This window comes from Streptomyces sp. GESEQ-35 (assembly GCF_017948485.1).
GTDB lineage: Bacteria > Actinomycetota > Actinomycetes > Streptomycetales > Streptomycetaceae > Streptomyces.
In genome coordinates this window covers 192,510-217,345 of record NZ_JAFFSX010000015.1, presented here as the reverse complement: position 1 = coordinate 217,345, position 24,836 = coordinate 192,510, and the positions used below count along the sequence as shown (strand labels likewise).

The window sequence follows — 24,836 nt, the reverse complement described above, 5'->3', positions numbered from 1 at the left end:
TCGGGGGCAGGGCACAAAAAATAGCGCTTGAGTAAGTCAAGCAACTGACTTAAGGTTGCCTAGGTCAAGCTTACAAGCGTTCCTACGGAGGCCCAGTCATGTCCGACGCCCTTGCCCGTCCCGCCGAGGCGGCAGGTTCCTCCCCCACTGCCCGAAAGGCGCGGGAGGGGCCCCCATCGCCGAGGTCGAACGCCGTGGTGGCGGTGCTGGCCTTCGCCGGAATCGTCGTCGCGCTGATGCAGACCCTGGTCATCCCGATCGTCCCGGAGCTGCCCAAGCTCCTCGACGCTCCCGCGTCGGACACCGCCTGGGCGGTCACGGCGACGCTGCTCGCCGCCGCCGTGGCGACGCCGGTCGTCGGCCGGCTCGGCGACATGTTCGGCAAGCGCCGCATGCTGCTGGTCAGTCTCGGCATGCTGATCGTGGGCTCGGTCGTCTGTGCTCTCAGCGACTCTCTGATCCCGATGATCCTCGGCCGTGTCCTTCAGGGACTCGCGTCCGGTGTGATCCCGCTGGGCATCAGCATCATGCGGGACGAGCTCCCGGCCGAGCGGCTCGGCTCCGCCACCGCCATGATGAGCGCTTCCCTCGGCGTCGGCGGCGCCCTCGGTCTGCCCACCGCCGCGCTCATCGCGGACAACTTCGACTGGCACGTCCTGTTCTGGGCCTCGGCCGCGATGGGTGTCGTCGCTCTCGCCCTGGTGCCGGCCTTCGTACCGGAGTCGAAGGTGCGCACCGGAGGCCGCTTCGACCTGGTCGGCGGCATCGGCATGGCGGTGGGCCTGGTGTGTCTGCTGCTGGGCATCTCCAAGGGCGCGGACTGGGGCTGGGCGAGCGGCACCACGGTCGGTCTGTTCGTGACGTCCGTCGTCGTCCTGCTGGCCTGGGGCTGGTGGGAGCTGCGCACCGAGCAGCCGCTGGTCGACCTGCGCACCACCGCCCGCCGTCAGGTCCTGGTCACCAACCTCGCCTCGATCGCCGTCGGCTTCGCGATGTTCGCCATGTCCCTGGTCCTGCCGCAGCTGCTCCAGCTGCCCGCGGCGACCGGGTACGGCATGGGCAAGTCGATGCTCATCGCGGGTCTGGTCATGGCGCCGTCCGGCCTGGTCATGATGGCGACGGCCCCCGTCTCCGCCGCGGTCTCCAAGGCCCGTGGCCCCAAGGTCACGCTGATGATCGGCGCTCTGATCGTGGCCGCCGGCTATCTCCTCAACATCGTGCTGATGTCCGAGGTCTGGCACTTCGTCCTGGTGTCCTGTGTCATCGGCGCCGGCATCGGTTTCACCTACGGCTCGATGCCCGCGCTCATCATGGGTGCCGTGCCCGCGTCGGAGACGGCAGCCGCGAACAGCCTCAACACCCTGATGCGGTCCATCGGTACGTCGTCGGCGAGCGCCATCGCCGGTGTGATCCTGGCCCAGATGACGACGGACTTCGGCGGCTACGCGCTGCCGTCGCAGAACGGCTTCAAGGTCGTCCTCGCCGTCGGCGCCGGGGCGGCGCTGCTGGCCTTCGCGGTCGCGTCGCTGATCCCGCGTCAGCAGCCGGCGCAGGTGGGGGCACCGCACGCCGCCGCCGAGCCGGCGCAGGCGGCGGTGAAGTCGTAGGGGACTGCTGGGCACCTCCGGGCGGTCGCTCTCGCGGAAGCGGGGTGGCCGCCCCGGCGTTTCTGCCGCCGTCCACCGGAACCCCTGACAGTGGCTCGGGGCATGCGCCGGGCTCAGCGCCGGTCTTCGTTCCGGCGTTCCTCGACTCCCAGGTTGCCCAGGGGCTCGATGTCGACGTGGACGGGTGTGCCCCAGACCCGCAGCACCTCGTAGTCGGTGAACTCGTGGACGAGGCGGTAGGCCATCGCCGGGCGGGGGCCGCGTCGCTGGGCGGTGAGATACAGCTCGGCCTCGTGCCGGTCGCGGCGCGGGGTGCCGCACAGCTGCCACACCTGGCCGTTCCACATCTCCGGCAGCCAGCGCTGCTGCGGCTGCGGCCGGTCGTCGCGGACGCCGTAACGGGAGGGCGCCGGGTCGGCGGACCGGGGGCGGGAGGACGGCCCGTTGATCTCCGAGCGACGGGCGGCGCGACGCCTGGTCTCGCAGAGCAGGCACAGGTCGGGGGCGCTCTCGTCGACCGGGCCGGTGGGGTGTTCGGGGCAGCGGGTGGTGGGGGCCGCGCCGGTGACGCTCTCGTCGAGGATGTCCAGGGCGCGACGGAGGTCGGACTTGACCTCTTGGAGGCGCACGTCAGGGGTGTCGGTGGTGAGCGACTCGCCGTGCTCGCCCAGGAGGCGGAGAGCACGGCCGAGGGCGGTCAGCTGGGCGTGGTTCATGAGAGTCAGTGTCCCGGTCGATGAACAAGTGGACAGGACGAGTTCGGTATGTCGCCCCGCGCCCCCGCAGGTGTTGCCGGCACCGGCGGGGGCTGTTCATTATTCGGGCACGCCGGTTGAACCGGTGAGTCAGCCCATGCTCTTCGCTCCGTCCAGGGCCTCCCGGATGATGTCGGCGTGGCCCGCGTGCTGGGCGGTCTCGGCGGTGATGTGCAGCAGTGTCCTACGGGCCGACCATTGAGCGTCGGCTTCGAACCACGGGGCCTTGGGCAGCGGATGAGCCGCGTTCAGGTCGGGCAGGGCGGCGACCAACTCGTCCGTACGGCGGGCCACTTCGGCGTACTCCGCCAGCACGCCGGACAGCGTCTCGCCGGGCAGCATCCGGAATTCGTCGGCCCGCCGGGCGAAGTCGGCCTCGGTCATGGCCGTGAAGTCGGGCATCGCCGTCGGGCCGTTCCGGATGAAGTCCGCCCAGTTCCGTTCCGCTGAGGTGACGTGCTTGATCAGGCCGCCCAGGCACAGTTCGCTGACGGTGGTGCGCTGACCGGCCTGTTCGTCGGTGAGGTCGCGGGTGGTGAAGCGCAGGAAGTACCGCTGCTTGGCCAGCGCTTCCAGCAGGTCGGTGCGCTCGTCGGTGACGGTGTCATGCGTGGTGTAGGTCATGAGAGGCACGTTAGGAGCCCTTTAGGTCAGATACTGACCGCATTGACGAAGGTCGACCAGGCCGACGCTCGGAATATGGGCGTCGGGCCTTGGGGGTTCTTGGAGTCGCGGACCGGGACGAGGGCAACGTACGGACGGCCGAGTGTCTGGCCGATGTGCTGCGCTCGATGTCGACGGGGGAGGAACTGCGGGCCCGGGTACGGCAGTTGAACAGGGAGGGGCAGCGGATGCCATGACCGGTTACCAGAGGTAGAGCTTGTCCAGGCGGGTGACCTGCTCCTCGGAAAGCTCCAGCCCCGCCGCCGCCACGTTCTCCTCCAGGTGAGCCACGTTCGCCGTACCCGGAATCGGCAGCATCACCGGCGAGTGCGCGAGGAGCCAGGCCAGCATGACCTGCGTCGCCGTGGCGCCGGCCTCGGTCGCCACGGCGGCGATCTCGGCCGTCGTGCCCGAGGTGCCGTGGGCGACCGGGCGCCACGGCAGGAAGGCGATGCCCGCTGCCTCGCAGGCGTCGAGGACGGGTTCGTACTCGCGGTCGAGGAGGTTGTAGCGGTTCTGGACACTCGCGATGTCGGCGGTCGCCCGAGCTTCGGCCAGTTCGGTCACTGTGACCTCGGACAGGCCGATCCTGCCGACCTTGCCCTCGGCCACCAGCTCGCCGAGGGTGCCGACCTGGTCGGCCACCGGGATCTCTGGGTCGATGCGGTGCAGTTGGAGGAGTTCGATGCGGTCGAGGCGGAGCCTGCGCAGGGCCGCGTCGACGCCCGCGCGCAGTCCGGCGGGGCTGGCGTCCTGCCGCCACTCGCCGTCTACGCGGGAGATGCCGACCTTTGTGGCGACCAGGAGGTCGTCCGGGTACGGGTGCAGGGCTTCTGCGAGCAGTTCCTCGTTGGCGCCCCAGCCGTACAGGTGGGCCGTGTCGATGAGGGTGACGCCGAGTTCTACGGCTTGTCGGGCGACGGCGATCGCGGTGCGGCGGGCTTCCGCCGGTTCGGTCGGTAGGTGCATCGCCCCGAATCCGAGGCGTTTCACCTCCAGGTCGCCGCCGATCCGGAACGTGGTTGCTGCTGCCGCTGCCATGCGGCCACGCTACGTGCTTTGCGGCTGGCGCCGCGAGGGATTGTCGGTCATCTGCGGGTCCGTCGTGGCTGGTCGCGCAGTTCCCCGCGCCCCTTCGGGGCGCTGCCAGGGGCGATCAGTGCGGCTCGGCGTCTTGTGGCAGGCCCCCGAAGAGATACGTCGCCGCGAATCCCACCCCGTACCCCGTTACCAGGCCGCCCGCGTAGATCGCTACCGTCGGCGCCCAGCCCCCGTCCGCCGCCAGCAGCGGGAACAGGGCCCAGCCCGATGGGCCGATCGCTGTTGCGCCCACGCGGTTTCCGAGCATCGCGAAGAGGCCGATGAAGGCGCCGCCCGCCGCTCCGCCCACGCAGGCGGTGAGGAACGGTCGGCCCAAGGGGAGTGAGACGCCGTAGATCAGTGGCTCCCCGACTCCCAACAGGCCTGCCGGGAGCGCGGACTTGATCGTCGTACGGATGGAGGTGTCGTGGCGCAGGCGGACGTACACCGCGAGCGCCGCGCCCACCTGGCCCGCGCCCGCCATGGCCAGGATGGGGAGCAGGGTGGTGTGGCCCTGTTCTTCGATCAACGTCACATGGACCGGGATCAGTGCCTGGTGGAGGCCGAGCATCACCAGGGGGAGGAACAGGCCGCCTAGGATCAGGCCGGCGAGTGCGCCGGTCGTCGTGAGGAGCCAGTTCGCGGCCGTGCCGATGGCGGTGGAGATCTCGCCGGCCACGTACATGAGGCCGTAGAGCGTGGCCAGGCCGGAGACGAGGACGGTCAGGGTCGGGGTGAGGAGGACATCGAGGGCCTCGGGGATCCAGGTGCGGCACCAGCGCTCCACGTACGTCCCCAGGACCGCGGCGGCCAGTGCGCCCAGCACCCCGCCCTGGCCGGGAGCGAGAGTGACTCCGAACGCCGTCACCTTCGCCACCCCGGGGTACACGACGATCGCCGCCACCGCACCGCCCAGCACCGGGGTGCCGCCGAACTCCTTCGCCGTGTTGTAGCCGACGAAGACCGCGATCAGCGCCATGAAGGCGGAGGCGATGGCGGTCAGGGCGGGGGTGAGGGCGGGGAGCCAACCTGCGTTCAGCAACAGACCGTTGACACCCGCCAGGATGCCGCAGCCGATCAGGGCGGGAATGAGGGGGACGAAGATGTTCGCGATGCGGCGGAGGGTCTGCTTGAGCGGCGTCGCGTTGCGCCGCCGCCGGTCCTCCCTCAACTCGGCGCCTTTCACGCCCAGTTCACCGGCCCGCGTCAGCAGCGCCTCGAACTCCGGCGTCACCTTCGCCACCACCCCCGGCCCGAGCACGATCTGATACGTGTCGTCGTCGGCGACCACGCCGAGGACACCGGGCACTGCCCGTACGGCCGCGTCGTCGACCAGGGCGCGGTCGGCGAGGCCCAGGCGGAGGCGGGTCATGCAGTGGGCGACGGCGGTGACGTTCGCGGGGCCGCCGACCAGCGGGAGGAGGGCGGCGGCCGTGGTTGCGGAGGTGTGCATGCGGTGAGCGTGCGGGTCAGCCCCTCGCCGCAGCCAGCGCGGCGCGCAGATGGCCGCCGGACTCCTCCAGAAGGCGGGCGGCCGTCGGGCCGTCGACGCCGGTGAGGATGGTCAGGATCGCGTTCTTCACCTCGCCGTCCGTGGCCGCGAGGGCGGCCTCGGTCTCCTCGTCCGACGCGCCGGTGGCGAGCGCGACGATACGGCGGGACCGGGCGCGCAGCTTCTCGTTCGACGCGCGTACGTCGACCATCAGGTTCCCGTACGTCTTGCCGAGCCGGATCATCGTGATCGTGGACAGCATGTTGAGGACCAGCTTCTGCGCCGTGCCCGCCTTCAGCCGGGTCGACCCGGTCAGCAGCTCCGGCCCCACGACGATCTCGATGCCGTGGTCGGCGGCAGCCGCGAGAGCGCTGTCCGCGTTGCAGGACAGGCCGACGGTCAGGGCACCCAGCTGCCGGGCGTGCTCGACGGCGCCGACGGCGTACGGGGTGCGGCCGGAGGCGGAGATCCCGACCACGGTGTCGTTGGCGGCCAGCCCGAGTCCGTCCAGGTCCCGTCTAGCCAGCTCACTGGAGTCCTCGGCCCCTTCGATGGACGTGACCATGGCGTCCGGTCCACCCGCGATCAGGCCCACGACCTGGGAGGGGTCCGTGTTGAAGGTGGGCGGGCACTCGGAGGCGTCCAGTACGCCGAGGCGACCGGCGGTGCCCGCGCCTGCGTAGATGAGGCGGCCGCCGCGAGACATACGTTCGGCGATGGCATCGATGGCGGCGGCGATGACGGGAAGTCTTGCGGCCACGGCAGCGGGAACGGTCGCGTCCTCGCCGTTCATGAGCCGCGCGATCTCAAGGGTCGGCAACTGATCGATCTCAGAGAGTTCAGGCCGAAACGCTTCGGTCGTCAATGACTCCAACTCGGCACGTACGTCGCGGTGAGGAGAGGTAGAGGTCATGGGCGCGGCTCTTTTCAATCTACGGTCAGGGCTGCGCCCCAAAGGGGCGCGGGGCTGTATCGATATGCGGCTCCGCCGCGTGGGCGCGACCAGCCACGAACCACCCGCAGCCGCCCGCGACGCTTCAGACCTACGGTCTACCGCGCACCGTTCCGATGCCGATGCGCCAACGCCTCATAAGACGCCGACAACGCGGGCGCAGCCGTCTCATACGTCCGCTGCGCAACCCCGATGAACAGACAGTCCACCACCAACAACTGACTCGTACGCGACGACATCGCCGCAGGCCGAAGCTCACTCTCCCGGGCCGTGGATGTGGTCAGCACATGATCCGCATACTGGGCCACCGGCCCGCCCGGCCGACCGGTGATCGCAACAGTCGTGGCCCCGTGCTCGAACGCGACCCGCAACGGCTCGATGACATCCCCCGTGGACCCGGAGTGCGTGATCGCGATCGCCACGTCCCCCGCACGGAGCTGCACGGCATTGGTCACGGCAAGGTGCGGATCGCTGTGCGCCTGGGCTATGAGGCCTATGCGCAGCAGCTTCTGGGTGAGGTCCTGCGCGACCAGCCCCGACGCCCCGACCCCGTACACATCGGTGCGGCGCGAGGAGGCCAACGCCGACACGGCCGCGCCCAGCTGCACCGTGTCCAGCCCGGCCGCCGTGTCCGCGAGGGTCTGCTGTTCGTCGTAGGCGAGCTTGGCGACCACGTCGGCGATCGGGTCGTCGACGGCGATGTCGGTGGTGAGCGCGGGCGCCCGCCCGGACTGAAGCTGTGCGGCGAGCCCGGCGAGGGCGAGGCGCAGATCCCGGTAACCGGGGTAGCCGAGCAGGCGGGCGGTGCGGACGACGGTCGCCTCGCTGGTGCCGGTGAGTTCGGCGAGGCCGGTGACCGTGAGGGCGGCGCAGCCGGCCGGGTCGTGGGCGACGGCTTCGGCGACGCGCTGCATGGAACGGGTCATCGAGGGGGCGAGGGTGCGCACCTTCGCCGCGAGGGCGGCGGGTGCGGGCGGGGCGGCTCCGGAGCCGGTGGCGAAAATTTCCTTCACGTCCTGGGTCACTACTGAAAGATATTTTCGGCTCGGTGTCGTGGTCAAGAGTGCGCACAATGGAGGCATGGATCCCACCGGCTCCCCTGTCAGCCCCCTTGAGCAGGCGTTGCACGCGGCACGCGCCCTCGTGCTCGCCGATCTGGTCGCGGGCGATGTCGCCGAGGCGGATGTGGTGTCGCTGGTCGAGGAGTCCGTCGTACAGCGGCGCTGGTGGGTGGAGCAGTGGCCGGAGGGCGCGGAGTATGTGGCCGGGCTGGTCGCCCAGGACGTACAGGACGCGCTGCTGGAGCGGTACGGCCGCTGGCCCCTGTGCCCGGTCTGCGGCTCCGGCGACCCGCACGCGCTCGACGTCGAGCCGGAGCTCGGGCCCGACCCGCACTGGGTGTGCCACAAGGCGGGCGTGAGGGTCGCGTCCGTCGGCACGCTCGGGGCGGCTCCCGGCGGAGCGGTCTCCTCGTGACGGTCTACATCGACCCGCCCACCTGGCCGGGACACGGCCGTATGTGGTCCCACCTCGTGAGCGACGTGTCGTACGACGAACTGCACGGCTTCGCGGACGAGTTGGGCGTGCCCCGGCGCGCCTTCGAGCGGGATCACTACGACATCCCGTCGCATCGTTACGCGGATGCGGTGGCCGCCGGGGCGGTGGAGGTCAGCAGCCGGGATGTGGTGCGGCTGCTGACGGGGGCGGGGCTGCGGAGGCCGAAGGGGCGGCCGTAGGGCTTGCCCGACCGCCGATCGTCTGCGGGCCCGTCGTGGCTGGTCGCGCCCCGCGGCGGAGCCGCACATTGATGCAGCCCCGCGCCCCTTTGGGGCGCTCAGCCGCGGAGTTCGTAGACGAACAGCCCCTCGTCCTCGCCCACCTTGGTGAATCCGGCGCGGGTCACCACGCGCTGCGACGGCAGATTGTCGTGCTCGATCTTCGCGAGGATCCGCTGTACGTCGTCCCGGGCCAGGGCCCAGGTCGACAGTGCGCGCAGCGCTTCCGTGGCGTAGCCACTGCCGCGGCCGCTCTCGACCAGGTCGTAGCCGATCTCCACCTGGCTCTCCTCGTCCGGCGCCGCGTGGAAGCCCATGCCGCCGACCGCACGGCCGTCGTCCCGCCGCACGAGGACGAACACGCCGAACTCCGGCCGCAGCACGCCCTCTTCGTACGCCTTCAGCAACAGCCCGGCAGCCACCCGCGTGCCCTCGAACGGCTCACCGTCCACCCACTCGAACCCGCCGTCGCCGCCTGCGTGGAGGTCGGCGGCGGCCGTGGGGGTGAGGCCCTCCAGGCTGAGGCGGTCGGCGGGGAGGACCAGGTTGTTGTGCCAGCGCCACTGGGCGACGGGCGCGCGGCCGGGCAGGTCGCCGCGGCCGGTGGCCCACAGCAGGGTGGGCCAGGGGGCGGGGCCGGGGCGGACGTGCGGGAAGATCGTGGTGAGGACGGACTCACAGAGCTCGGCGGAGGGTTCGTACGCCAGGCCCAGCCCCTCGGCGATGTCCTGCGTGTGCAGGAGCACCTCCGCGATCCCCATCGCCGCGAAACCCTCGCGGTTCGCGCTGCGGAACGGGTACGGGTGGAAGGCGCGCACCTCGCGAGGGGTGGTGCGCAGGGTGGCCGAGAACAGGGCGCCGGTCGTCTCGATCACGTCGAGCACGCCCGCGTTGTCGACGCCGTCCTCGGGGACGATCTCGAACGGGACGTACCGATCCTGCGCACGTCCGGCGAGCTGGCCGGCGTACGCGAGCAGGTCCTCGGCGATGTGGAACGCGGTGTAGCGGCAACTCCACGTCAGCCCACCGGCCTTGACGCCCTCCCAGTCCCGTTCCGTGGCCGTCCGCAGTACGGCGACACAGCCCGCAACGGCTTCCTGCACCTGATCCCCACCCGTGTTCCGCATGCGGTGCAGGCTAGGCGACGGATCTCAGCCGAGCGACAGCATTTCCAGCTCCGACCGCAGGTTGTAGCGGGCCGTCGCCTCCCACTCCCTCTCGCCGTACGGGGTGTGGAACAGGTGGGGCAGATCGAGGAGCTGGCGGAGGATCGCCGAACGGCCGTCGCGGAAGGCGTCGTTCGGGACGAAGTGGTACTCCTCGCGGACGGCCGCGGTGTAGGCGGCGTACACGGACGGCGCGGACGCGAGGATCGCCAGGTCGGCATCGCACAGCACCTGGCCGTCGCGGTCGTCGTCGGCCGGGGCGTGGGTGACGGTGAGCCGGACCAGCCGGGCGACCTCGGCGGTCTTCGCGGCGGACAGACCGCTCTCCGGGAGCGCGCGCTCGGCGAGGCGTGCCGACCGCTCCTCGTTCTCGGACCGGTCGGGCGCGTAGACCGCGTCATGGAACCATGCCGCCAGCCGTACGACGTCCGGGTCGTCCGCGTGCTTCTCCAGTACGTCGATGTGGTCGAGGACCGCGGTGAGGTGCGTGAGCGTGTGGTACCGGCGCTGGGGTTCCTGCCAGCGGGTGAGGAGGTCGTTCGCGTACGGCGCCGGGTCGGGGGAGTCCACGGGTGCGCGGGCCGCTCGCAGGGCGTCGGAGAAGCGGGTGCGGAGGACGTCGAGGTCGGGCATGTGTCCATTCTCCCGTGACGTGGGCCACGCGCCCTAGCGTGTGGGGCATGACTTCTGCTGACGTACGTGACCCGGAACTGCCCGGACGGCTGCTGACCATCGAGCGGGACACGCTGGTTCCGCTGCTGCGCGGGCGGCCTGACCCGGACTACGCGCTGCCGGTCCCCGCGTGTCCCGGGTGGAGTGTGCGGGATGTGCTGGCGCACTGCTCGGCCGCGCTGCTGCGGGTGGTGGAGAGCCGGTACGAGAAGGGGGTCTTCTCGCCCGAGGCCAACGACCGGGACATCGCCGAGCGCGCCGACTGGACGAACGCGCAGGTCGTCGACGAGCTGGAACGCGGGATGACCGAGGCCGGGCCGGTGATCGCCGCTGCGGGCGGGGTGCTGGACGCGATCGCGCTGGGGGAGTGGGTGCACGCCGGGGACGTTCGGGAGGTGTGGGGGGAGCCGGGGGCGTATGCCGATGCGGGCCTGCCGTATGCGCTGGAGCTGCTGGTCCGGGTGACCCGCGACCGGGGGCACGTCCCGCTGCACGCCGACCTCGACGACGTCGACGAGCCGGTGCGGCTGGGTGATGTGTCCGGGGTGCGGACGCCGGCGCGGTTCATCGGCGACGCGCCGACCCTCGTACGGCTGTACTCGGGCCGTCCGGCCTCGGGTGTCGCGTACGAGCTGGCGGGGGTGAAGGAGGGCGAACTCAACATCTTCGGGTGAGCGGCGGCGCGGGCAGCGGGCGTAGTCTTGGATTGGACTAGACCTGTAGCCGCCCGACGAATGGGGTCCCATGAGCAAGCGTGCAGTCCTGGAGGTGATCGCCCTCGACGCCGAGGACGCGGTCGCCGCCCAGGCCGGAGGCGCGAACCGCCTCGAACTGGTCACCGACATGGCGGCGGACGGCCTCGCACCGTCCGCCACGACCTTCGCCGGGATCCGTTCCGCGGTCGACATCGACCTGCGCGTGATGCTGCGGCTGGAGGACGGGTTCGCCGCGGGCGATGTCGAGCGGCTGGTGGGTGCCGCCCGGGAGCTGCGGGCGGCGGGGGCGGACCAGTTCGTGCTGGGGTTCCTGGACGCGGATGGTGGAGTGGACCTCACGGCTGTCGAGCGGATCGTCGCGGAGCTCGACGGCTGCCGGTGGACCTTCCACCGGGCGATCGACCGCGCCGCCGACCGCGACGCCCTGCGCAAGCAACTCGACGGTCTGTCCGGACTCGACACCTACCTGACGGCCGGATCGGCGGACGGGGTGGACGACGGTCTCCCCACGCTGCTCCGTGAGGCGGGGCGACGCGGGGAGCCGGGTTACGAGCAGCAGATCCTGGTGGGTGGAGGCCTACGCCTCGATCATGTGCCGACCCTGCGGGCCGCCGGGATCGATGCCTTCCACATCGGCGGGGCCGCGCGACCGGATGGCTGGGAGCACCCGGTCTCGGCGGAGGCAGTACGAGAGTGGCGCCAAGTACTGGACGAACGCTGACCGGATCGCCCTTAGGGGCGCGGGGCTGTATCAATATGCGGCTCCGCCGCGTGGGCGCGACCAGCCCCCACTCACCCGCACCCGCCCCGCAACCTCAAGAGGCAGTCACAACTGAGACGGCAACGCGGCCGCATGCGTCACGATCAACCCCGAGACCGCCCGGGTCAGACCCACGTACAGCCGTCGCAGACCAGTCCGCTCATCCGGCTCCCCGTCCACCACCGCCTGCGGCTCGTCCAGCACCACGTAGTCGTACTCCAGCCCCTTCGCGAGCGACGCCGGGACCAGCGTCAGCCGGGTCTCGGCCGTCGTCTCCTCGCCGGGGGCGAGATACGTGATCCCGGCCGCAGCCAGCGCCTCGGCCAGCGCCGGGATCCGCGCGTCCGCCGCGATCAACCCCGTAGACCCCTCATTACGCAGCAACTCCTCGCACGCCGCCACCACTTCACCCGCCCCGGAGACCGAACGGACATCGAAGAACCCCGGATTCTCCCGAACCGACGCCACCGGCGTCAGCCCCGGCGCGATGTGCGGCAGCAGCCGGGACGCGTACGTGATGACGTCCGTGGGGACGCGGAAACCCGCCGTCAGCTCCTCGACCACCGCGTCCGTCTTCCCCAGATGGGCCAGCGCCTCGTCCCAACTCCGCGTCGCCCAGGGCGTCGTACCCTGCGCCAGATCGCCGAGGACCGTCGCCGAACCGGTGGTGCAGCGGCGGCCGACCGCCCGGTACTGCATGGGGGAGAGGTCCTGCGCCTCGTCCAGCACCACATGCCCGAGTGAGTGCGTGCGCTGCACGAGATCCGTCGCCTCGTCGATCAACACGGCGTCCGCGGCGGACCACTTGGCGGCCTTGACCGACCGCACCGGCTTCGACCACTGAATCGTCTTCTGCTCGTCCTCGGTGAGGACTCCCTCCGCGTGCACGGCGAGGAAGTCCGCGTCCGTCAGCAGCCGCAGCACCAGTTTCGCCGGGTCGACCGGCGGCCACATCCCCTTCACCGCCGCCTTGACCGCGGAGTTACGGGCGACGGCGTCCTGCACACGGTCGTCCGGGGCCTCCCCGGAGCGTTCCATCTGCACCAGGACCGCGTGCGCGATGCGCTGCGGGAGGGCCTCGCGGGCGGCGCCGTAGCGGATGTCGCGGTCGAGCAACTCCTGGACGATGCCCTCCAGTTCGTACGCCGGGACCCGCCAGCGACGCGAGCCGCGCACGACGACGACCTGCTCGGTGGGCATGGTCACATGGGAGCGGACGGCGCGCCGCAGTACGCCCGCCATCCGCGCGTCGCCCTTGATCACCGCGGCCGCCGAGTCGTCGGTGCCCCGCACGTCGACGTGTGCCACAAGGTCATCGACCGTCGCCTGGCGGACCGCCAACTCCCCCAGAGCGGGCAGCACTTGCTCGATGTAGTGCAGGAAGGACTTGTTCGGCCCAATGACGAGTGTGCCGGTGCGGGCGAGCCGCTCGCGGTGGGCGTACAGGAGGTAGGCCACCCGGTGCAGGCCGACGGCCGTCTTTCCGGTGCCAGGCCCGCCCTGTACGCACACGGTCCCGCCAAGACCGCTGCGTACGATCTCGTCCTGCTCCGGCTGGATCGTCGCCACGATGTCACGCATCGGGCCGACGCGCGGGCGCTCGATCTCCTGCTGGAGCAGCTTGCTGGTGCGGGCCGCCTCGGCCGGATTGGAGAGGTGCTCGTCCTCGTACGCGGTGAGGTCGCCGCCCGTGTAGCCGAAGCGGCGGCGCAGCGCGATGTCCATCGGGTCCTTCTTCGAGGCCCGGTAGAAGGGCTGGGACACCGGGGCACGCCAGTCGATGACCATGGGGTCGCCGTCGTGGTCGTGCACATGCCGCCGCCCGATGTAGAAGCGCTCGCCTTCAGCGCCCTCCGCCCGGTCCGCACCCGGTGCGTGCAGGTAGTCGAGCCGGCCGAAGAACAGCGGGGTGTCGCTGAGGTCGGCGAGGGCCTTGATGCGCTCGTCGATCTGGTGGGCGAGCGCCTCGGCGTTGACCCAGTTCGCGGTGACGTCGTTGATGTCGAGGGACTCGACGTCCTCGCGCATCGCGCGCAGGGCGCCACGGGAGGAGGCGAGATGGGAGCGCTCTCGTGAAAGGGGATCGGCGGACGACGGCGTGGACAAGGGGTGCCTCCGTTGGATCCAGACAAGAGCGGAGATTCTAGGTCGCCGCGAGAGATGGACGCCAACGGTTTTTCGCTGCCGTGAGCCGTCGCGTTTCTGTGCCGCGCGTCATCCCCTAGGGGAACTCGCTCTCCGCCCTAAGGGGCATGGCTAGCCCCGGAGGCGTACGAACGGACGGCACCGGTTCGCCCCACAGACCGATGCCCTCCTTATACGGGGAGAGCGACCATGGATACATGAGCGCAGCAACCTTCACCCCAGCCCCCGGCCGCGCCTCAGGCGCGACCGCAATGACTTCCGCCCAGCACCGTCACCGCCTCGGCGAGGCCCTGCGTGCCGTCAAGGTCTTCGCGGGCGCCGCCCTCGACGTCGTCATCCTCGGCGAGTACGGCGAGGAAGCCGGCGTCCGCCGCAGGCACTGAGCCCCTCGCCGGCCGTCAGCTGTCCGCCAGCAACTCGTCCGCGTCCACGATCCGGTACGCGTACCCCTGCTCCGCCAGGAACCGCTGCCGATGCGCGGCGAAGTCCTGGTCGATCGTGTCCCGTGCCACCACCGAGTAGAAGTGGGCCTGGTGTCCGTCGGCCTTGGGCCTGAGCACCCGCCCCAGCCGCTGCGCCTCCTCCTGACGCGACCCGAAGGTCCCCGACACCTGGATGGCGACCGTCGCCTCCGGCAGGTCGATGGAGAAGTTCGCGACCTTCGAGACGACCAGGACGCTGATCTCGCCCTCCCTGAAGGCGCCGAAGAGCTTCTCGCGCTGGGCGTTGGAGGTCTCGCCCTTGATGACGGGGGCGTTCAAGTGCTCGCCCAGTTCGTCGAGTTGGTCGATGTACTGGCCGATGACCAGGGTCTGCTGCCCGGCGAAACGCCGTACCAGCGCCTCCGTGACCTTGCGCTTGGTGTCGGTCGTCGCGCAGAAGCGGTACTTCTCCTCCTGCTCCGCGGTGGCGTACGCCAGCCGCTCGGCGTCGGTGAGATTGACCCGGACCTCGACGCAGTCGGCCGGCGCGATATAGCCCTGCGCCTCGATCTCCTTCCAGGGAGCGTCGAAACGCTTCGGCCCGATGAGGGAGAAGACGTCCGACTCACGGCCGTCCTCCCGGACCAGCGTCGCCGTCAGGCCGAGCCGGCGCCGCGCCTGAAGATCCGCCGTGAACTTGAAGACCGGCGCGGGCAGCAGATGCACCTCGTCGTAGAGGATCAGCCCCCAGTCACGGGAGTCGAACAGCTCCAGGTGCGGATAGACGCCCTTCCGCTTGGTCGTCAGCACCTGGTACGTCGCGATGGTGACCGGCCGGATCTCCTTCTTCGTACCGCTGTACTCGCCGATCTCGTCCTCGGTCAGCGAGGTCCGCTTCACCAGCTCGTGCTTCCACTGGCGGGCCGAGACGGTGTTGGTGACGAGGATCAGGGTCGTGGACTTCGCCTGGGCCATGGACCCGGCCCCGACCAGCGTCTTACCGGCACCGCAGGGCAGTACGACGACACCGCTGCCGCCGTGCCAGAAGTTCTCCACGGCCTGCTTCTGGTACGGCCGGAGCGCCCAGCCGTCCTCGTGCAGCTCGATCGGGTGCGCCTCGCCGTCGACGTATCCGGCGAGGTCCTCGGCCGGCCAGCCCAGCTTCAGCAGCGTCTGCTTGATCTGTCCGCGCTCGGAGGGATGCACCGCGACGGTGTCCGCGTCGATCCGGGCGCCGACGAGCGGAGCGACCCGCTTGGAGCGCAGGATCTCCTCCAGGACCGGGCGGTCGGTGGTCGTCAGGACCAGTCCGTGCGTCGGGTGCTTGGAGAGCGTCAGCCGCCCGTACCGGTCCATCGTCTCGGCGACGTCGACCAGCAGGGCATGCGGCACCGGGTAGCGGCTGTACTGCACCAGCGCGTCGACGACCTGCTCGGCGTCATGTCCGGCCGCCCGCGCGTTCCACAGCCCGAGCGGCGTCACCCGGTAGGTGTGGATGTGCTCCGGTGCCCGCTCCAGCTCGGCGAACGGCGCGATGGCCCGACGGCAGTCGTCGGCCTGCTCGTGATCGACTTCCAGGAGCAGCGTCTTGTCGGACTGGACGATGAGGGGACCGTTCACGCGCGGCATCCTTCCGTAAGGCGGCCAGAGGTCACGGCCAAACACCCAGTGTGCCGCATACGGCGGTGATCACATCAGGGGCGGAACGCTCAGTGGACGGACGGTGACACAGGGACCGGGACGTCGGCGGCCTCCGTGCCGATGCGCGGCAGTCGCCGGTCGAGGGGACGGGGCAGCCACCAGTTGGCGCGGCCCAGCAGCGCCATGACCGCGGGCACCAGCACCATGCGGACGATCGTGGCGTCGAGCACGATGGCCGTCGCCAGACCCAGGCCCATCATCTTGACGAGCGGCGAGGGGTTGGCGACGAAGCTGAGGAAGACGACCGTCATGATCAGCGCGGCGGAGGTGATGACGCGGCCCGTGACCGCCATGCCGCGTGCCACCGACTCCTTGGTGTCACCCGTGGCGTCGTACTCCTCACGCACCCGCGAGAGCAGGAACACCTCGTAGTCCATGGACAGGCCGAAGAGGACCGCGAAGAAGATCGTCGGCATGGGGGAGGCGATCGGCAGGGTCTCTTCGAGGTGGAACAGGCCCCCCAGCCAGCCCCACTGGAAGACGGCCACGACGACGCCGTACGCGCCTCCGATGGACAGCAGGTTCATCAAGGCGGCCTTCAGCGGTATCACGACGGAGCGGAACACCAGCATCAGCAGCAGGAACGACACCAGGATGATCGCGCCGATGAACAGCGGCAGGGTGTCGGCGAGTTGGCGGGTGAGGTCGTCGGTCATGGCGGTGAGGCCCGATACGGCGACGTTGTCGGGGACGGCGTCGCGGACGCGTTCGAGGGTGTCGGAGGTCGCGACGTCCGCGGGGGCGGTGGTGGGGAGTACGGGCAGGACCACGGTGTCCCCCGCCGCGGAGACCTGGGGCTCGCCGACCGACGCGATGCCCGGCTCGGCGGCGAGGCGCCGGGACAGCTCGGGGATGCCCTCGGCGGCCACGCCGGGGCTGCGCAGATCGGCGACGATCAGCAGGGGGGCGTTGAAGCCGGGGCCGAAGCCCTCCGCCAGCAGGTCGTAGGCGCGGCGGTGGGTGGTGGTGGTCGCGTCGTCGCCCGCGTCCGGGAAGCCGGTCTCCATGCGCAGCGCGGGCGCGGCCAGGACGAGCAGCACCGCGGACGCGGCGAGCAGGTGGCGCCAGGGGCGTCCGGCGACGCGGTGGGCGAACCGCCACCATGCCGTGTCCTCGGGCCGGCCGGAACTCCGGTTCCGCCGGAACCGCCCCTCCTTGTGGATACGGTCGCCCAGCAGGGTCAGCAGCGCGGGCAGCAGCGTCAGAGCGGTCGCCGCGGCGAACAGCACGATCAGCGAGGTGCTCAGGCCGATCGAGGTCAGAAAGCCCAGGCCGGTCAGCGCGAGCGCGGTCATCGCCACGACGACGGTGCTGCCGGCGAACAGGACGGCCGCGCCCGACGACGCCATGGCGTTCGACAGCGCGGTGCGGTTGTCCTGTCCGGCGGCCCGGTTCTCGCGGCAGCGGGCCACGATGAACAGGGCGTAGTCGATGCCGATGCCCAGGCCGATCATCGCCCCGATGGTGGGGGCGGCGGTGGAGACGTCCGTGGCATGGGCCAGCAGCGCGATGCTGCCGAGCCCGGCGGCCACGGCGACCAGGGCGAGCGCGATCGGTACCAGCGCGGCCACGATCGTGCCGAACGCGACCACCAGGATGACCACGGCGGTCAGCAGGCCCGCCGCCTCCGCGCCCGAGGTCGGCGTCTCGGCGTTGATGAAGACGGTGTCGCCGCCGAGTTCGGCCGTGACACCGTCGCCGCGTACGGGTTCGATCGCATCGGCCAAGGCGTCGATCTGCTCGGGATGCACGTCCATGGCCGGTATGTCGAAGGTGACTTGGGCGAAGCCGATCCGTCCGTCCGGCGAGACCGTGCCGGCGGTGAAGGGATCGGTGACGGTGGCGACGTGCTCCGCTTCGGCGATCCGGTCGACCGCCGCCTCGACGGCGGGCCGGTGGCGCTCGATCCGCTCCCCCTCCGAAGCGGCGAAGACCGCCATGGCACCGCCGCCGGACGCTTCGGGGAAACGCTCTTCGAGCAGTTCCATCGCCTCCTCGCTCTGGCTGCCGGGAGCGACGAGGTCGTCGACGAAGGAGCCGCCCGCCAACCCGGCCAGGGGCAGTACGAGGGCCAGGCCGGCCAGCCAGGCGGCGATGGTCACCCACGGTCGGCGAGCGCTCGCGTCGCCGATCCGGCGCGTGAGTCGGTTCATGGCGGGGCTCCTGTGAGACGGGAGGTCCGGCAGACCCCGGGATGCCGCGGGCCTGGATGGAACGCTCCCAGCGTGGTCGCGGGCGTCCGTGCCGTCTCCCGCCGCCTGGAGGGTTCGGGGCTCCTGCGCGCGACGGGGAGAACAGGGCGGCGTCTCCGCCCGGGAGCGGAGACCGGATCCGTCGTCAGACGGGTGACGGGGCCTCCGAGCTGGAATTACGATGACTTGCCCGGTGCGTCCCGATGATCTGCGCCAGGGCTCCGGACGCCTTGATGGAGCGACCATGAATCGCACGGCCGGGCACACCGAGCCCCCGGGCCGCAACGCGCCGGGCAGGTTCCGCGGCCCGTTCACCCGCTGGCCGCGGGCCGCGGACGCCGTCCTCGCCATGGCGCTGTTCCTGCCGACGATGGTCCTGGAGGACGGTCCGGGGGACACGATGGTCGTCCGCCCGGTCTCGGGCATCGTCCATCCCGCCCTCCTGCTCTTCCTGGTGGCCGCCGCGGCGATCTACCGGCGTCGGAGCAGGCCGGTCGCCGTGCTGTGCGTGACGCTCCTCGCGTGGGCCGCGACGCTGGGAAGCAGCCACTCCACCCTGGGCGGGATGGTGATCGTCGCCCTGTACAGCGTCGGGCGGCACGCCGACGACAACCGGTGGGGCCCGCTCGGTGTCGTCGCGGCCATCGCCGCGCTCACGATCGACGGCATCCTTCTCTCCGTCCCCTGGGGGGACATCGGCTTCGGCGCCTTCGTCATGTCCGGGGCCTGGTACCTCGGCCGGCGCCTACGGCTTCGCGCCGGGCGTGCCTCCCGGCTCCTGAAGGAGCAGGCCGCCGAGGCGCGGCGGATCGTCACCGAGGAGCGCAGCCATATCGCCCGTGAACTGCACGACGTGGTCGCCCACCGGGTGAGCATGATGACGGTGCAGGCCGGTGCGGCCCGGATGGTGGCCGCCGAGGATCCGCAGGGTGCCCTGGAGGCGATGGCGGCGGTGGAGGAGGCGGGACGCCAGGCGCTGGACGAACTGCGGCACCTGCTGGGAGTGTTGCGGCCGGACGCGGAGAGCGACGAGCTGGGGCCTCAGCCGGGTCTGGCCGAGTTGCCCCGCCTCGTGGCCGAGGTCCGCGAGGCGGGTCTGGACGTCTCGGTCACCAACGGCATCCGGGACCCTCTCCCGGCTCGCGTGGACCTCTCGGCGTACCGCATAGTCCAGGAGGCCCTGACCAACGTGCTCAAACACAGTGGACCGCGCACCCACACCCAGGTGCATCTGCGTGACGAGAGCGACGGCATCACGATCGAGGTGCTCGACGACGGCCCCGGCGCCGCCGTCCAGGCCGCGCCGGCCGCACCCAAGGGGCCGCCCGGCCATGGCATCGTCGGCATGCGGGAAAGGGCGAACCTGCTCGGCGGAAGCCTCGACGCCCGGCCGCGTTCCGGCGGCGGATTCCGGCTCACCGCCCGGCTGCCCGTCAAGGGAGAGCCCGCGTGAGCATCCGCGTCGTCGTGGCGGACGACCAGGCGCTGGTACGGCGGGGCTTCACCATGATTCTCCGGGTCCACCGCGACATCGAGGTGGTCGCCGAGGCGGGCACCGGCGTCGAGGCGGTCGAGGCGGCACGTCTGCACCGTCCGGACGTGATCCTCATGGACATCCGCATGCCCGAGATGGACGGCCTCGAAGCGACCTCCCGGATCCTTCAGGAGGCCGACTGGGGTCCCCGGGTGCTGATCCTGACCACGTTCGACCCGGACGAGTACGTCTACAAGGCGCTGCGCGCCGGCGCCAGTGCCTTCGTGCTCAAGGACATTCCCCCCGAACAACTGGCCACCGCCGTACGCACCGTGGCCGAGGGCGGGACGCTGCTGGCCCCGTCGATCACCCGGCGCTTCATCGACCGGTTCGCGCAGCGCCGTGTCGTCAACTCCTCCGTCGCGGCCCGGCTGGAACGGCTCACCGGCCGCGAACGCGAGATCATGACCGCCGTCGCCCGGGGCGCGAGCAACGCGGAAATCGCCGGGCAGTTCGTCATCGGTGCCGCCACCGTCAAGTCACATGTGTCGAGCGTCCTCACCAAACTGGGGCTGCGCGACCGCGTCCAGATCGTGATCTTCGCCTACGAGAGCGGCCTGGTCGAAGCGGGTGACCACGACATCGGCCACTGAAACACCGGTCCTGGCGGTCAACCAACTGAGGGACGGTGTCCCGTCGTACAGGATGTCTATTCATTCCTGTGAGTGGTGTGGTTTCACCTGTACGGCGGTGAATGCGAAGAATGGCCGACCGTGCAGCTCCTCACCCGTGATCCGTCCACGCCCCCCACCACTCTGGGGTACGCCCTGTTCGCCACTCGCTGGCTTCAGGCCCCGCTGTACTTCGGCCTGGTGGCCGCCCAGGGGGTCTATGTCTACAAGTTCTTCAACGAGTTGTGGACCTTAATCCTGCGGTGCGTCACCGGGCAGGCGAACGAAACCTACGTCATGCTCGCCGTGCTGAAACTGGTCGACGTCGTCATGATCGCCAATCTGCTGATCATGGTGATCGTCGGCGGCTACGAGACCTTCGTGTCGCGCATCGGCCTCCAGGGCCACCGCGACCAGCCGGAATGGCTCTCGCACGTCAACTCCAACGTGCTGAAGGTCAAGCTCGCCACCGCCATCGTGGGCATCTCCTCCGTCCATCTGCTCCAGATGTTCGTGGATGTGCACCACACCGCGCGGCACTCGCTGCTGTGGGGGACGACGATCCATATGGCGTTCATCGCCTCGGCGGCGATCCTGGCGTACATGTCGGGGCCGATGGCAGCGCATGCCGAGCGTGACCGGCACCGGCCTCACGAACACAAGGCCGCCCCGCCGCCCATCGCGCCGATTCCGGCCCAGGCGGGGCCGCCCGCCGAGGAGACGGGGGCCGAGGAGCGGATCCGGGCCGCACGGTTCCCGGCCCGGAAGCTGCTGGAGGAGTTCGACGCCGAACACCCCCGGTCCTTCGACCGGGAGGCGGTGGCGCGGCTCGGCAAGCTGGACTTCGTCGGCGACCGCGGCAACGTGGTGTTCGTCGGGCCGCCCGGCACCGGCAAGACGCATCTGGCCCTCGCGCTCGGCGTGCGCGCGTGCGAGGCCGGACACCGGGTGCTGTTCGACACGGCCGCCGGATGGGCCGCCCGGCTGGCCGGGGCACAGACCGCGGGCCGGCTCACCGAGGAACTCGCCGGCCTCGACGCCTGTCCGCTGCTGATCGTCGACGAGGTCGGGTACGTCCCCTTCGACGCGGACACCTCCCGGCTCTTCTTCCAGCTGGTCGCGCACCGCTACGAGCGGGGGTCGCTGATCGTGACCTGCGACCGCCCGCTCGAGAGGTGGGACGAGGTGTTCGGCGGCCCGGCCGCCCCGGCGATGGTGGACCGGCTGGCCCACCACGCCGAGATCGTGCGGCTGGAAGGGGACAGCTACCGGATGCGCCGGGCTACTTCAGACTGGGCAGGCCGAGGTTGTTGACCAGCGGCTGCGCGAAGACGTGTCCGTCGACGTTGACGAGGGGCTCGCCGGCGGCCCCGGCGACCGGGAGCGGCAGCGGCAGCGCGGGGGCCGCCGAGGCCTCGGGCGCCAGTGCGGCGAGGAGCGCGGCCACGGAGACCAGCGCGGCGGCGGAGACGACGACGGCGGTGGAACGGGTGCGGGTGGGAAGCTTGGAAGACATGGGGACGTCAGGGACCTTTCACAGCACGTACGGGGGATCGAGCGGGGCGGGCCGGCCCCGGGGACACCGGGACCGGCCCGGAGAGTGCGCGGGTACGGGTCAGATGGGCGGCGTCTCGAGAACCAGTCCGGCGACGTCGATGCCGATGGCCGCGGCCTGGGTGGCGAAGGCGCCGATCATCACGGCGGTGGCGGTCAGGACGGCGGCGACACGACGGGCAGCACGCATGGGCGGGGATTTCCTTTCAACTGCACCTTGATCAGGACACCCGGTGACTGCCCGCCGCCCCACCCCGGAATGCGGGATGACCTGCGGGTTCCCTCATGGGTGGGAAGTGCCCGGCGTGGCGTGCATGAATGTGGGCGTACACCCGTCCGAGCGACGTGCTCCGCGGTTGCCGCGATAGGCCGTTGATCGTCTGCGGGTCCGTCGTGGCTGGTCGCGCAGTTCCCCGCGCCCCTTCGGGGCGCTTTAGTCGTCGGCCAGTTCCGAGACGCCGGTGATCCGGTGCAGCGGGTAGGTGCGGACCTCGTCCGCGGTGTGGTCGTACGCCGTCACGAAGCCGCCCTCGACGCGGATCGGGGCGATGACGCGCTGGCTGGCGGAGCCCTCGGCGTTCACGTAGCCGATCCACAGGGCCTCGCCGGTGAGGACGGCGGCCTGCATGGTGGCGAGGGTCTCGGCCGAGCCGGTGCGGGGGAGCGAGCCGTTGGCCACGGGGGTCTGCTTGCGGGGGGTCGTGGAGGCCAGGTCGCCCGCCCGGATCGCGCGGATCGCGGCCGTCAGGAGCGTCGCGTCAGGTGCCGGAGGGCCGTCCGGCACCGGCTCGGGGGCCGTGCGCGGAGGGGTGCGGTGGGCGTGGGCGCGGGCGATCAGGACGTCGCCCTCGGCGGACTCGGCGGCCGGCGCGAACCCCATCGCACGCAGGCCCTCCAGCAGCGTCGCCGGGTCGGCCTGGGCGGCCAGCACGGTCGGGGCGAGGCGACGCAGATGCAGGGCGGCGGCGCGCTTGTCGGCGAGGATCTCGTTCAGCATGGCGTCGTCGTCGCAGCGGACGTACGCCGACGCGGCACCGATGCGGAGGTGGCCGTGTCTGCGGGCCACGTCGTCGATCAGATACGCCAGCGGTTGCGGAACCGGCGTACGCGAGTGCGCGGTGAGGAAGCCGTGCAGGTCGGAGGCGCTGCGGCCGGCGTCCAGCGCACGGCGTACGGAACCCGGCGTGAACCGGTAGACCGTCGCCCCGCCCTTGGACTCCACGTCGGCGAGGACACCGAGCATGTCGGCGAGCGGGCGCTCGAGCGGGCCGGGGGCGACCGCCGTCAGGTCGGCCTGGAGGAGGACGTGGTCCAGAGGCTCCGGGAGGAGCGGGGCGAGGAGACGGGCGGCGGTGGCGGCGGCCACGGCCTGTTCGGCGGAGGTGAGGGGTTCGCGGGCCGGGGCCCTCAGGTGCTTGTGGTGGACGGGGAGCTTGTCGCCGGGACCCGAGGGCTCGTCCGCGGCCGGCTTCGCGACGGGCGCCCCGATCAGCGCACGCCCGTGCGCGGACAGCGCGCCGCGGCCGGTGATGCCGAGCTGCTCCGCCTCCGCAACCGTCCACCGGGCGAGCCGGGTACGCAGGTCGTCGTCGATCTGCGGTGCGCGCAGCGGGCGCTCCCAGCGCAGCCGGGCCAGCACCGACTCGGCGGACGGCGCGGCGCCTTCCGGCAGTTCGGCGAGCAGGTCCAGCACCCGGTGCCGTACCTCCGGCGCGGCGGAGCGGTCCAGGCCCGGGCCGAGGGCGGACAGCGTGCGGTCCTTGGCGTCCCGGCCGCCGACCAGGCCCGCCGTGCGGGTCGCCGCCAGCCACGCCTGGGCGAGCTGCGCCCAGCGCCGGCCGGCGGGCTGCTCCAGCCACTCGTCGTACGCCGGGGTCGCCGCGTACCGCTCCTCCGCCTCGCCGTCCGCCGCGATCAGGCCCGCCGCGTACGCCAGTTCCACCCAGAACGCGGCGACCGGTTCCGTCACGTCGAGGGCGACGGCCGTCCGCTTCAGATCCCGGACGCTCAGACCCCCCGCCCGCAGCACCGTCGGCCCGCCCTCGTCCCAGTCCTTCAGCAGCTCCTCGACGGTCGCCAGCGCCGTGTACGCCTGCCCGGCCGCCGTCCCGTCCACAACCTGTGGACGGTGCGTGCCGGACGGCTCGATGAGGGGCGGCAGCGGCTCGGTGACACGGTGGGCGCGGCCGTCGCGCAGGCGCAGGGCCACCTCGCGGGGGAGTACGACGGTTCCGGGCGCCGTCGGCAGCAGCAGCCCGCGGTCGAGGAGCCACCGCAGCCGGGGCGCGGGGTCGGCGGTGACCTGCCCGTACGGCGGGCCCCAGACCAGGCGGCGCAGGACCTCCAGGGACTCCTCGGGGGCGTCGGCGAGCAGGGCCGTCATCCGCTTGCGGTCCTTGAACAGGGTGGTGAGCGCCGTGACCGCTGAGACCGCGTCGTGCGTGGACGTCAGCCCGGCCGTCGTGACGATCTCCTGGATACGGCCCGGCGACATGCCCGCCGTCGCCTCCTGGACGGTCGGGCCCAGGCCCGTCGGGGACGGGTGCTGCGGGGACGGCGACAGCAGCTCACGGGCCGTGCGGACCAGGCGGAGCCGGTTGTCGGGGCCCCAGGCCAGGGCCTGTTCGCGGAGGGTGGCGAGGGCGTGCGGAAGAGCCTCGGCGACGGTCCGGTCCCCCTCGTCGCCGGTCATGAGACCGAGGAGTTCCTTGTACGGTGCCGGGTCCGCGGCGACCGCGAGCGCCTCCGCCGTCTGTAGCGCGAAACGGTCCAGCCGCTCCAGGGCACGCACGACCGAGGCCCGGGTGCCGGCCCGGGTCGCGAGCTGCGTGAGGTCCGTCGGGACGGGGGTGATGAGGTCGGGGCGGCTGCGCAGAAGCGCGGCCAGGGCGGCGTCGTCCTGCCCGCGGAGCGCTTCCGCGAGAGAACGCGGGGCGGCCGGCTTGTCCACGGTGCTCATCCGCCTCACGGTACCGGGTTCGTACGTCGGCCTCCTTGCCGCGAAGCGCTTCGCGGGGTGCCGTTGTGGGCCGTCGGTCG

At 71.4% G+C, this 24,836-nt stretch carries 24 protein-coding genes and 1 pseudogene; 10 read left to right on the top strand and 15 right to left on the bottom strand.

Translation table 11 applies throughout. From position 1 onward, the window contains the following. The first annotated feature begins 98 nt into the window (after positions 1-98). Positions 99-1,607, top strand: a complete 1,509-nt coding sequence (locus KCH87_RS27840; protein WP_210589008.1) for an MFS transporter — start codon at positions 99-101, stop codon at positions 1,605-1,607. A 113-nt stretch (positions 1,608-1,720) separates the two neighbouring features. Here KCH87_RS27840 and KCH87_RS27835 read toward each other — a convergent pair whose 3' ends face one another. The 3 genes and pseudogenes from KCH87_RS27835 to KCH87_RS50490 form a co-directional block, all read right to left on the bottom strand. After that, the gene (locus KCH87_RS27835; protein ID WP_210589007.1) at positions 1,721-2,323 is read right to left on the bottom strand and encodes a hypothetical protein; all 603 of its coding nucleotides are present in this window, start codon (positions 2,321-2,323) and stop codon (positions 1,721-1,723) included. Between the two features lie 129 nt (positions 2,324-2,452). Next, positions 2,453-2,986, bottom strand: coding sequence for a DinB family protein (locus tag KCH87_RS27830; protein ID WP_210589006.1), 534 nt, complete (start codon positions 2,984-2,986; stop codon positions 2,453-2,455). A gap of 26 nt (positions 2,987-3,012) precedes the next feature. Then, positions 3,013-3,072 (bottom strand): annotated as a pseudogene (locus KCH87_RS50490) (hypothetical protein); the annotation flags it as partial. A 3-nt stretch (positions 3,073-3,075) separates the two neighbouring features. Between KCH87_RS50490 and KCH87_RS49295 the strand changes: the two are divergent. Further along, entirely contained in the window at positions 3,076-3,222 is a 147-nt protein-coding gene (locus KCH87_RS49295) for a hypothetical protein (protein WP_247196908.1), read from the top strand. 4 nt (positions 3,223-3,226) lie between these two features. Here the strand turns inward: KCH87_RS49295 and KCH87_RS27820 are convergent, their stop codons facing one another. The 4 genes from KCH87_RS27820 to KCH87_RS27805 form a co-directional block, all read right to left on the bottom strand. Further along, complete coding sequence (locus KCH87_RS27820) at positions 3,227-4,066, bottom strand: aldo/keto reductase (protein WP_210589005.1); 840 nt, start codon at positions 4,064-4,066, stop codon at positions 3,227-3,229. A gap of 115 nt (positions 4,067-4,181) precedes the next feature. Beyond that, the gene (locus KCH87_RS27815; protein WP_210589004.1) at positions 4,182-5,558 is read right to left on the bottom strand and encodes a PTS transporter subunit EIIC; all 1,377 of its coding nucleotides are present in this window, start codon (positions 5,556-5,558) and stop codon (positions 4,182-4,184) included. A 16-nt stretch (positions 5,559-5,574) separates the two neighbouring features. Beyond that, positions 5,575-6,510 (bottom strand): N-acetylmuramic acid 6-phosphate etherase, encoded by a 936-nt coding sequence (gene murQ, locus KCH87_RS27810; protein WP_210589003.1) that lies wholly within the window; start codon positions 6,508-6,510, stop codon positions 5,575-5,577. 137 nt (positions 6,511-6,647) lie between these two features. Beyond that, positions 6,648-7,574 carry a MurR/RpiR family transcriptional regulator gene (locus tag KCH87_RS27805; RefSeq protein ID WP_210589002.1) on the bottom strand — a complete coding sequence of 309 codons (927 nt, stop codon included), beginning with the start codon at positions 7,572-7,574 and terminating at the stop codon, positions 6,648-6,650. A gap of 55 nt (positions 7,575-7,629) precedes the next feature. Here KCH87_RS27805 and KCH87_RS27800 point away from each other — a divergent pair, with 55 nt between their 5' ends. Further along, positions 7,630-8,025 carry a hypothetical protein gene (locus tag KCH87_RS27800; RefSeq protein WP_210589001.1) on the top strand — a complete coding sequence of 132 codons (396 nt, stop codon included), beginning with the start codon at positions 7,630-7,632 and terminating at the stop codon, positions 8,023-8,025. Continuing rightward, entirely contained in the window at positions 8,022-8,285 is a 264-nt protein-coding gene (locus tag KCH87_RS27795) for a DUF4031 domain-containing protein (RefSeq protein WP_210589000.1), read from the top strand. Before KCH87_RS27800 ends, KCH87_RS27795 begins: the two co-directional genes overlap by 4 nt. Before the next feature lie 98 nt (positions 8,286-8,383). Here the strand turns inward: KCH87_RS27795 and KCH87_RS27790 are convergent, their stop codons facing one another. Together KCH87_RS27790 and KCH87_RS27785 are read right to left on the bottom strand one after the other, a co-directional pair. After that, positions 8,384-9,451, bottom strand: coding sequence for a GNAT family N-acetyltransferase (locus tag KCH87_RS27790; RefSeq protein ID WP_247196906.1), 1,068 nt, complete (start codon positions 9,449-9,451; stop codon positions 8,384-8,386). 24 nt (positions 9,452-9,475) lie between these two features. Continuing rightward, positions 9,476-10,123, bottom strand: a complete 648-nt coding sequence (locus KCH87_RS27785; protein ID WP_210588999.1) for a hypothetical protein — start codon at positions 10,121-10,123, stop codon at positions 9,476-9,478. Between the two features lie 47 nt (positions 10,124-10,170). Between KCH87_RS27785 and KCH87_RS27780 the strand changes: the two genes are divergently transcribed. Next, on the top strand, positions 10,171-10,836 hold the full coding sequence (locus KCH87_RS27780) for a maleylpyruvate isomerase family mycothiol-dependent enzyme (protein WP_210588998.1): 666 nt from the start codon (positions 10,171-10,173) through the stop codon (positions 10,834-10,836). 70 nt (positions 10,837-10,906) lie between these two features. Next, on the top strand, positions 10,907-11,599 hold the full coding sequence (locus KCH87_RS27775) for a copper homeostasis protein CutC (RefSeq protein ID WP_210588997.1): 693 nt from the start codon (positions 10,907-10,909) through the stop codon (positions 11,597-11,599). 105 nt (positions 11,600-11,704) lie between these two features. Here KCH87_RS27775 and KCH87_RS27770 read toward each other — a convergent pair whose 3' ends face one another. Further along, the gene (locus tag KCH87_RS27770) at positions 11,705-13,744 is read right to left on the bottom strand and encodes a UvrD-helicase domain-containing protein (protein ID WP_210588996.1); all 2,040 of its coding nucleotides are present in this window, start codon (positions 13,742-13,744) and stop codon (positions 11,705-11,707) included. A 236-nt stretch (positions 13,745-13,980) separates the two neighbouring features. On the opposite strand from KCH87_RS27770, the gene KCH87_RS27765 reads away from it, so the two are divergent. Further along, on the top strand, positions 13,981-14,166 hold the full coding sequence (locus tag KCH87_RS27765; RefSeq protein WP_210588995.1) for a hypothetical protein: 186 nt from the start codon (positions 13,981-13,983) through the stop codon (positions 14,164-14,166). Between the two features lie 15 nt (positions 14,167-14,181). Here KCH87_RS27765 and KCH87_RS27760 read toward each other — a convergent pair whose 3' ends face one another. Further along, positions 14,182-15,825, bottom strand: a complete 1,644-nt coding sequence (locus KCH87_RS27760) for a DNA repair helicase XPB (RefSeq protein WP_374199042.1) — start codon at positions 15,823-15,825, stop codon at positions 14,182-14,184. Between the two features lie 89 nt (positions 15,826-15,914). Beyond that, entirely contained in the window at positions 15,915-18,059 is a 2,145-nt protein-coding gene (locus KCH87_RS27755; RefSeq protein ID WP_210588993.1) for an MMPL family transporter, read from the bottom strand. Between the two features lie 283 nt (positions 18,060-18,342). Between KCH87_RS27755 and KCH87_RS27750 the strand changes: the two genes are divergently transcribed. The 3 genes from KCH87_RS27750 (at position 18,343) to istB (ending at position 21,557) form a co-directional block, all read left to right on the top strand. Continuing rightward, on the top strand, positions 18,343-19,551 hold the full coding sequence (locus KCH87_RS27750) for a sensor histidine kinase (protein ID WP_210588992.1): 1,209 nt from the start codon (positions 18,343-18,345) through the stop codon (positions 19,549-19,551). Further along, on the top strand, positions 19,548-20,225 hold the full coding sequence (locus KCH87_RS27745; RefSeq protein WP_210588991.1) for a response regulator transcription factor: 678 nt from the start codon (positions 19,548-19,550) through the stop codon (positions 20,223-20,225). Before KCH87_RS27750 ends, KCH87_RS27745 begins: the two co-directional genes overlap by 4 nt. 120 nt (positions 20,226-20,345) lie before the next feature. Next, positions 20,346-21,557, top strand: a complete 1,212-nt coding sequence (istB, locus tag KCH87_RS27740; RefSeq protein ID WP_210588990.1) for an IS21-like element helper ATPase IstB — start codon at positions 20,346-20,348, stop codon at positions 21,555-21,557. Here istB and KCH87_RS27735 read toward each other — a convergent pair. From KCH87_RS27735 to KCH87_RS27730, 3 genes are all read right to left on the bottom strand, one after another. Continuing rightward, positions 21,526-21,759: a hypothetical protein gene (locus KCH87_RS27735; protein WP_210589038.1), complete on the bottom strand. Its 234-nt coding sequence runs from the start codon at positions 21,757-21,759 to the stop codon at positions 21,526-21,528. The two genes, istB and KCH87_RS27735, sit on opposite strands and share 32 nt — an antisense overlap. A gap of 99 nt (positions 21,760-21,858) precedes the next feature. Beyond that, positions 21,859-21,987 (bottom strand): hypothetical protein, encoded by a 129-nt coding sequence (locus KCH87_RS50160; protein WP_282613000.1) that lies wholly within the window; start codon positions 21,985-21,987, stop codon positions 21,859-21,861. Between the two features lie 243 nt (positions 21,988-22,230). After that, positions 22,231-24,756: a helicase C-terminal domain-containing protein gene (locus KCH87_RS27730; RefSeq protein WP_210588989.1), complete on the bottom strand. Its 2,526-nt coding sequence runs from the start codon at positions 24,754-24,756 to the stop codon at positions 22,231-22,233. Between the last annotated feature and the right edge of the window lie 80 nt (positions 24,757-24,836).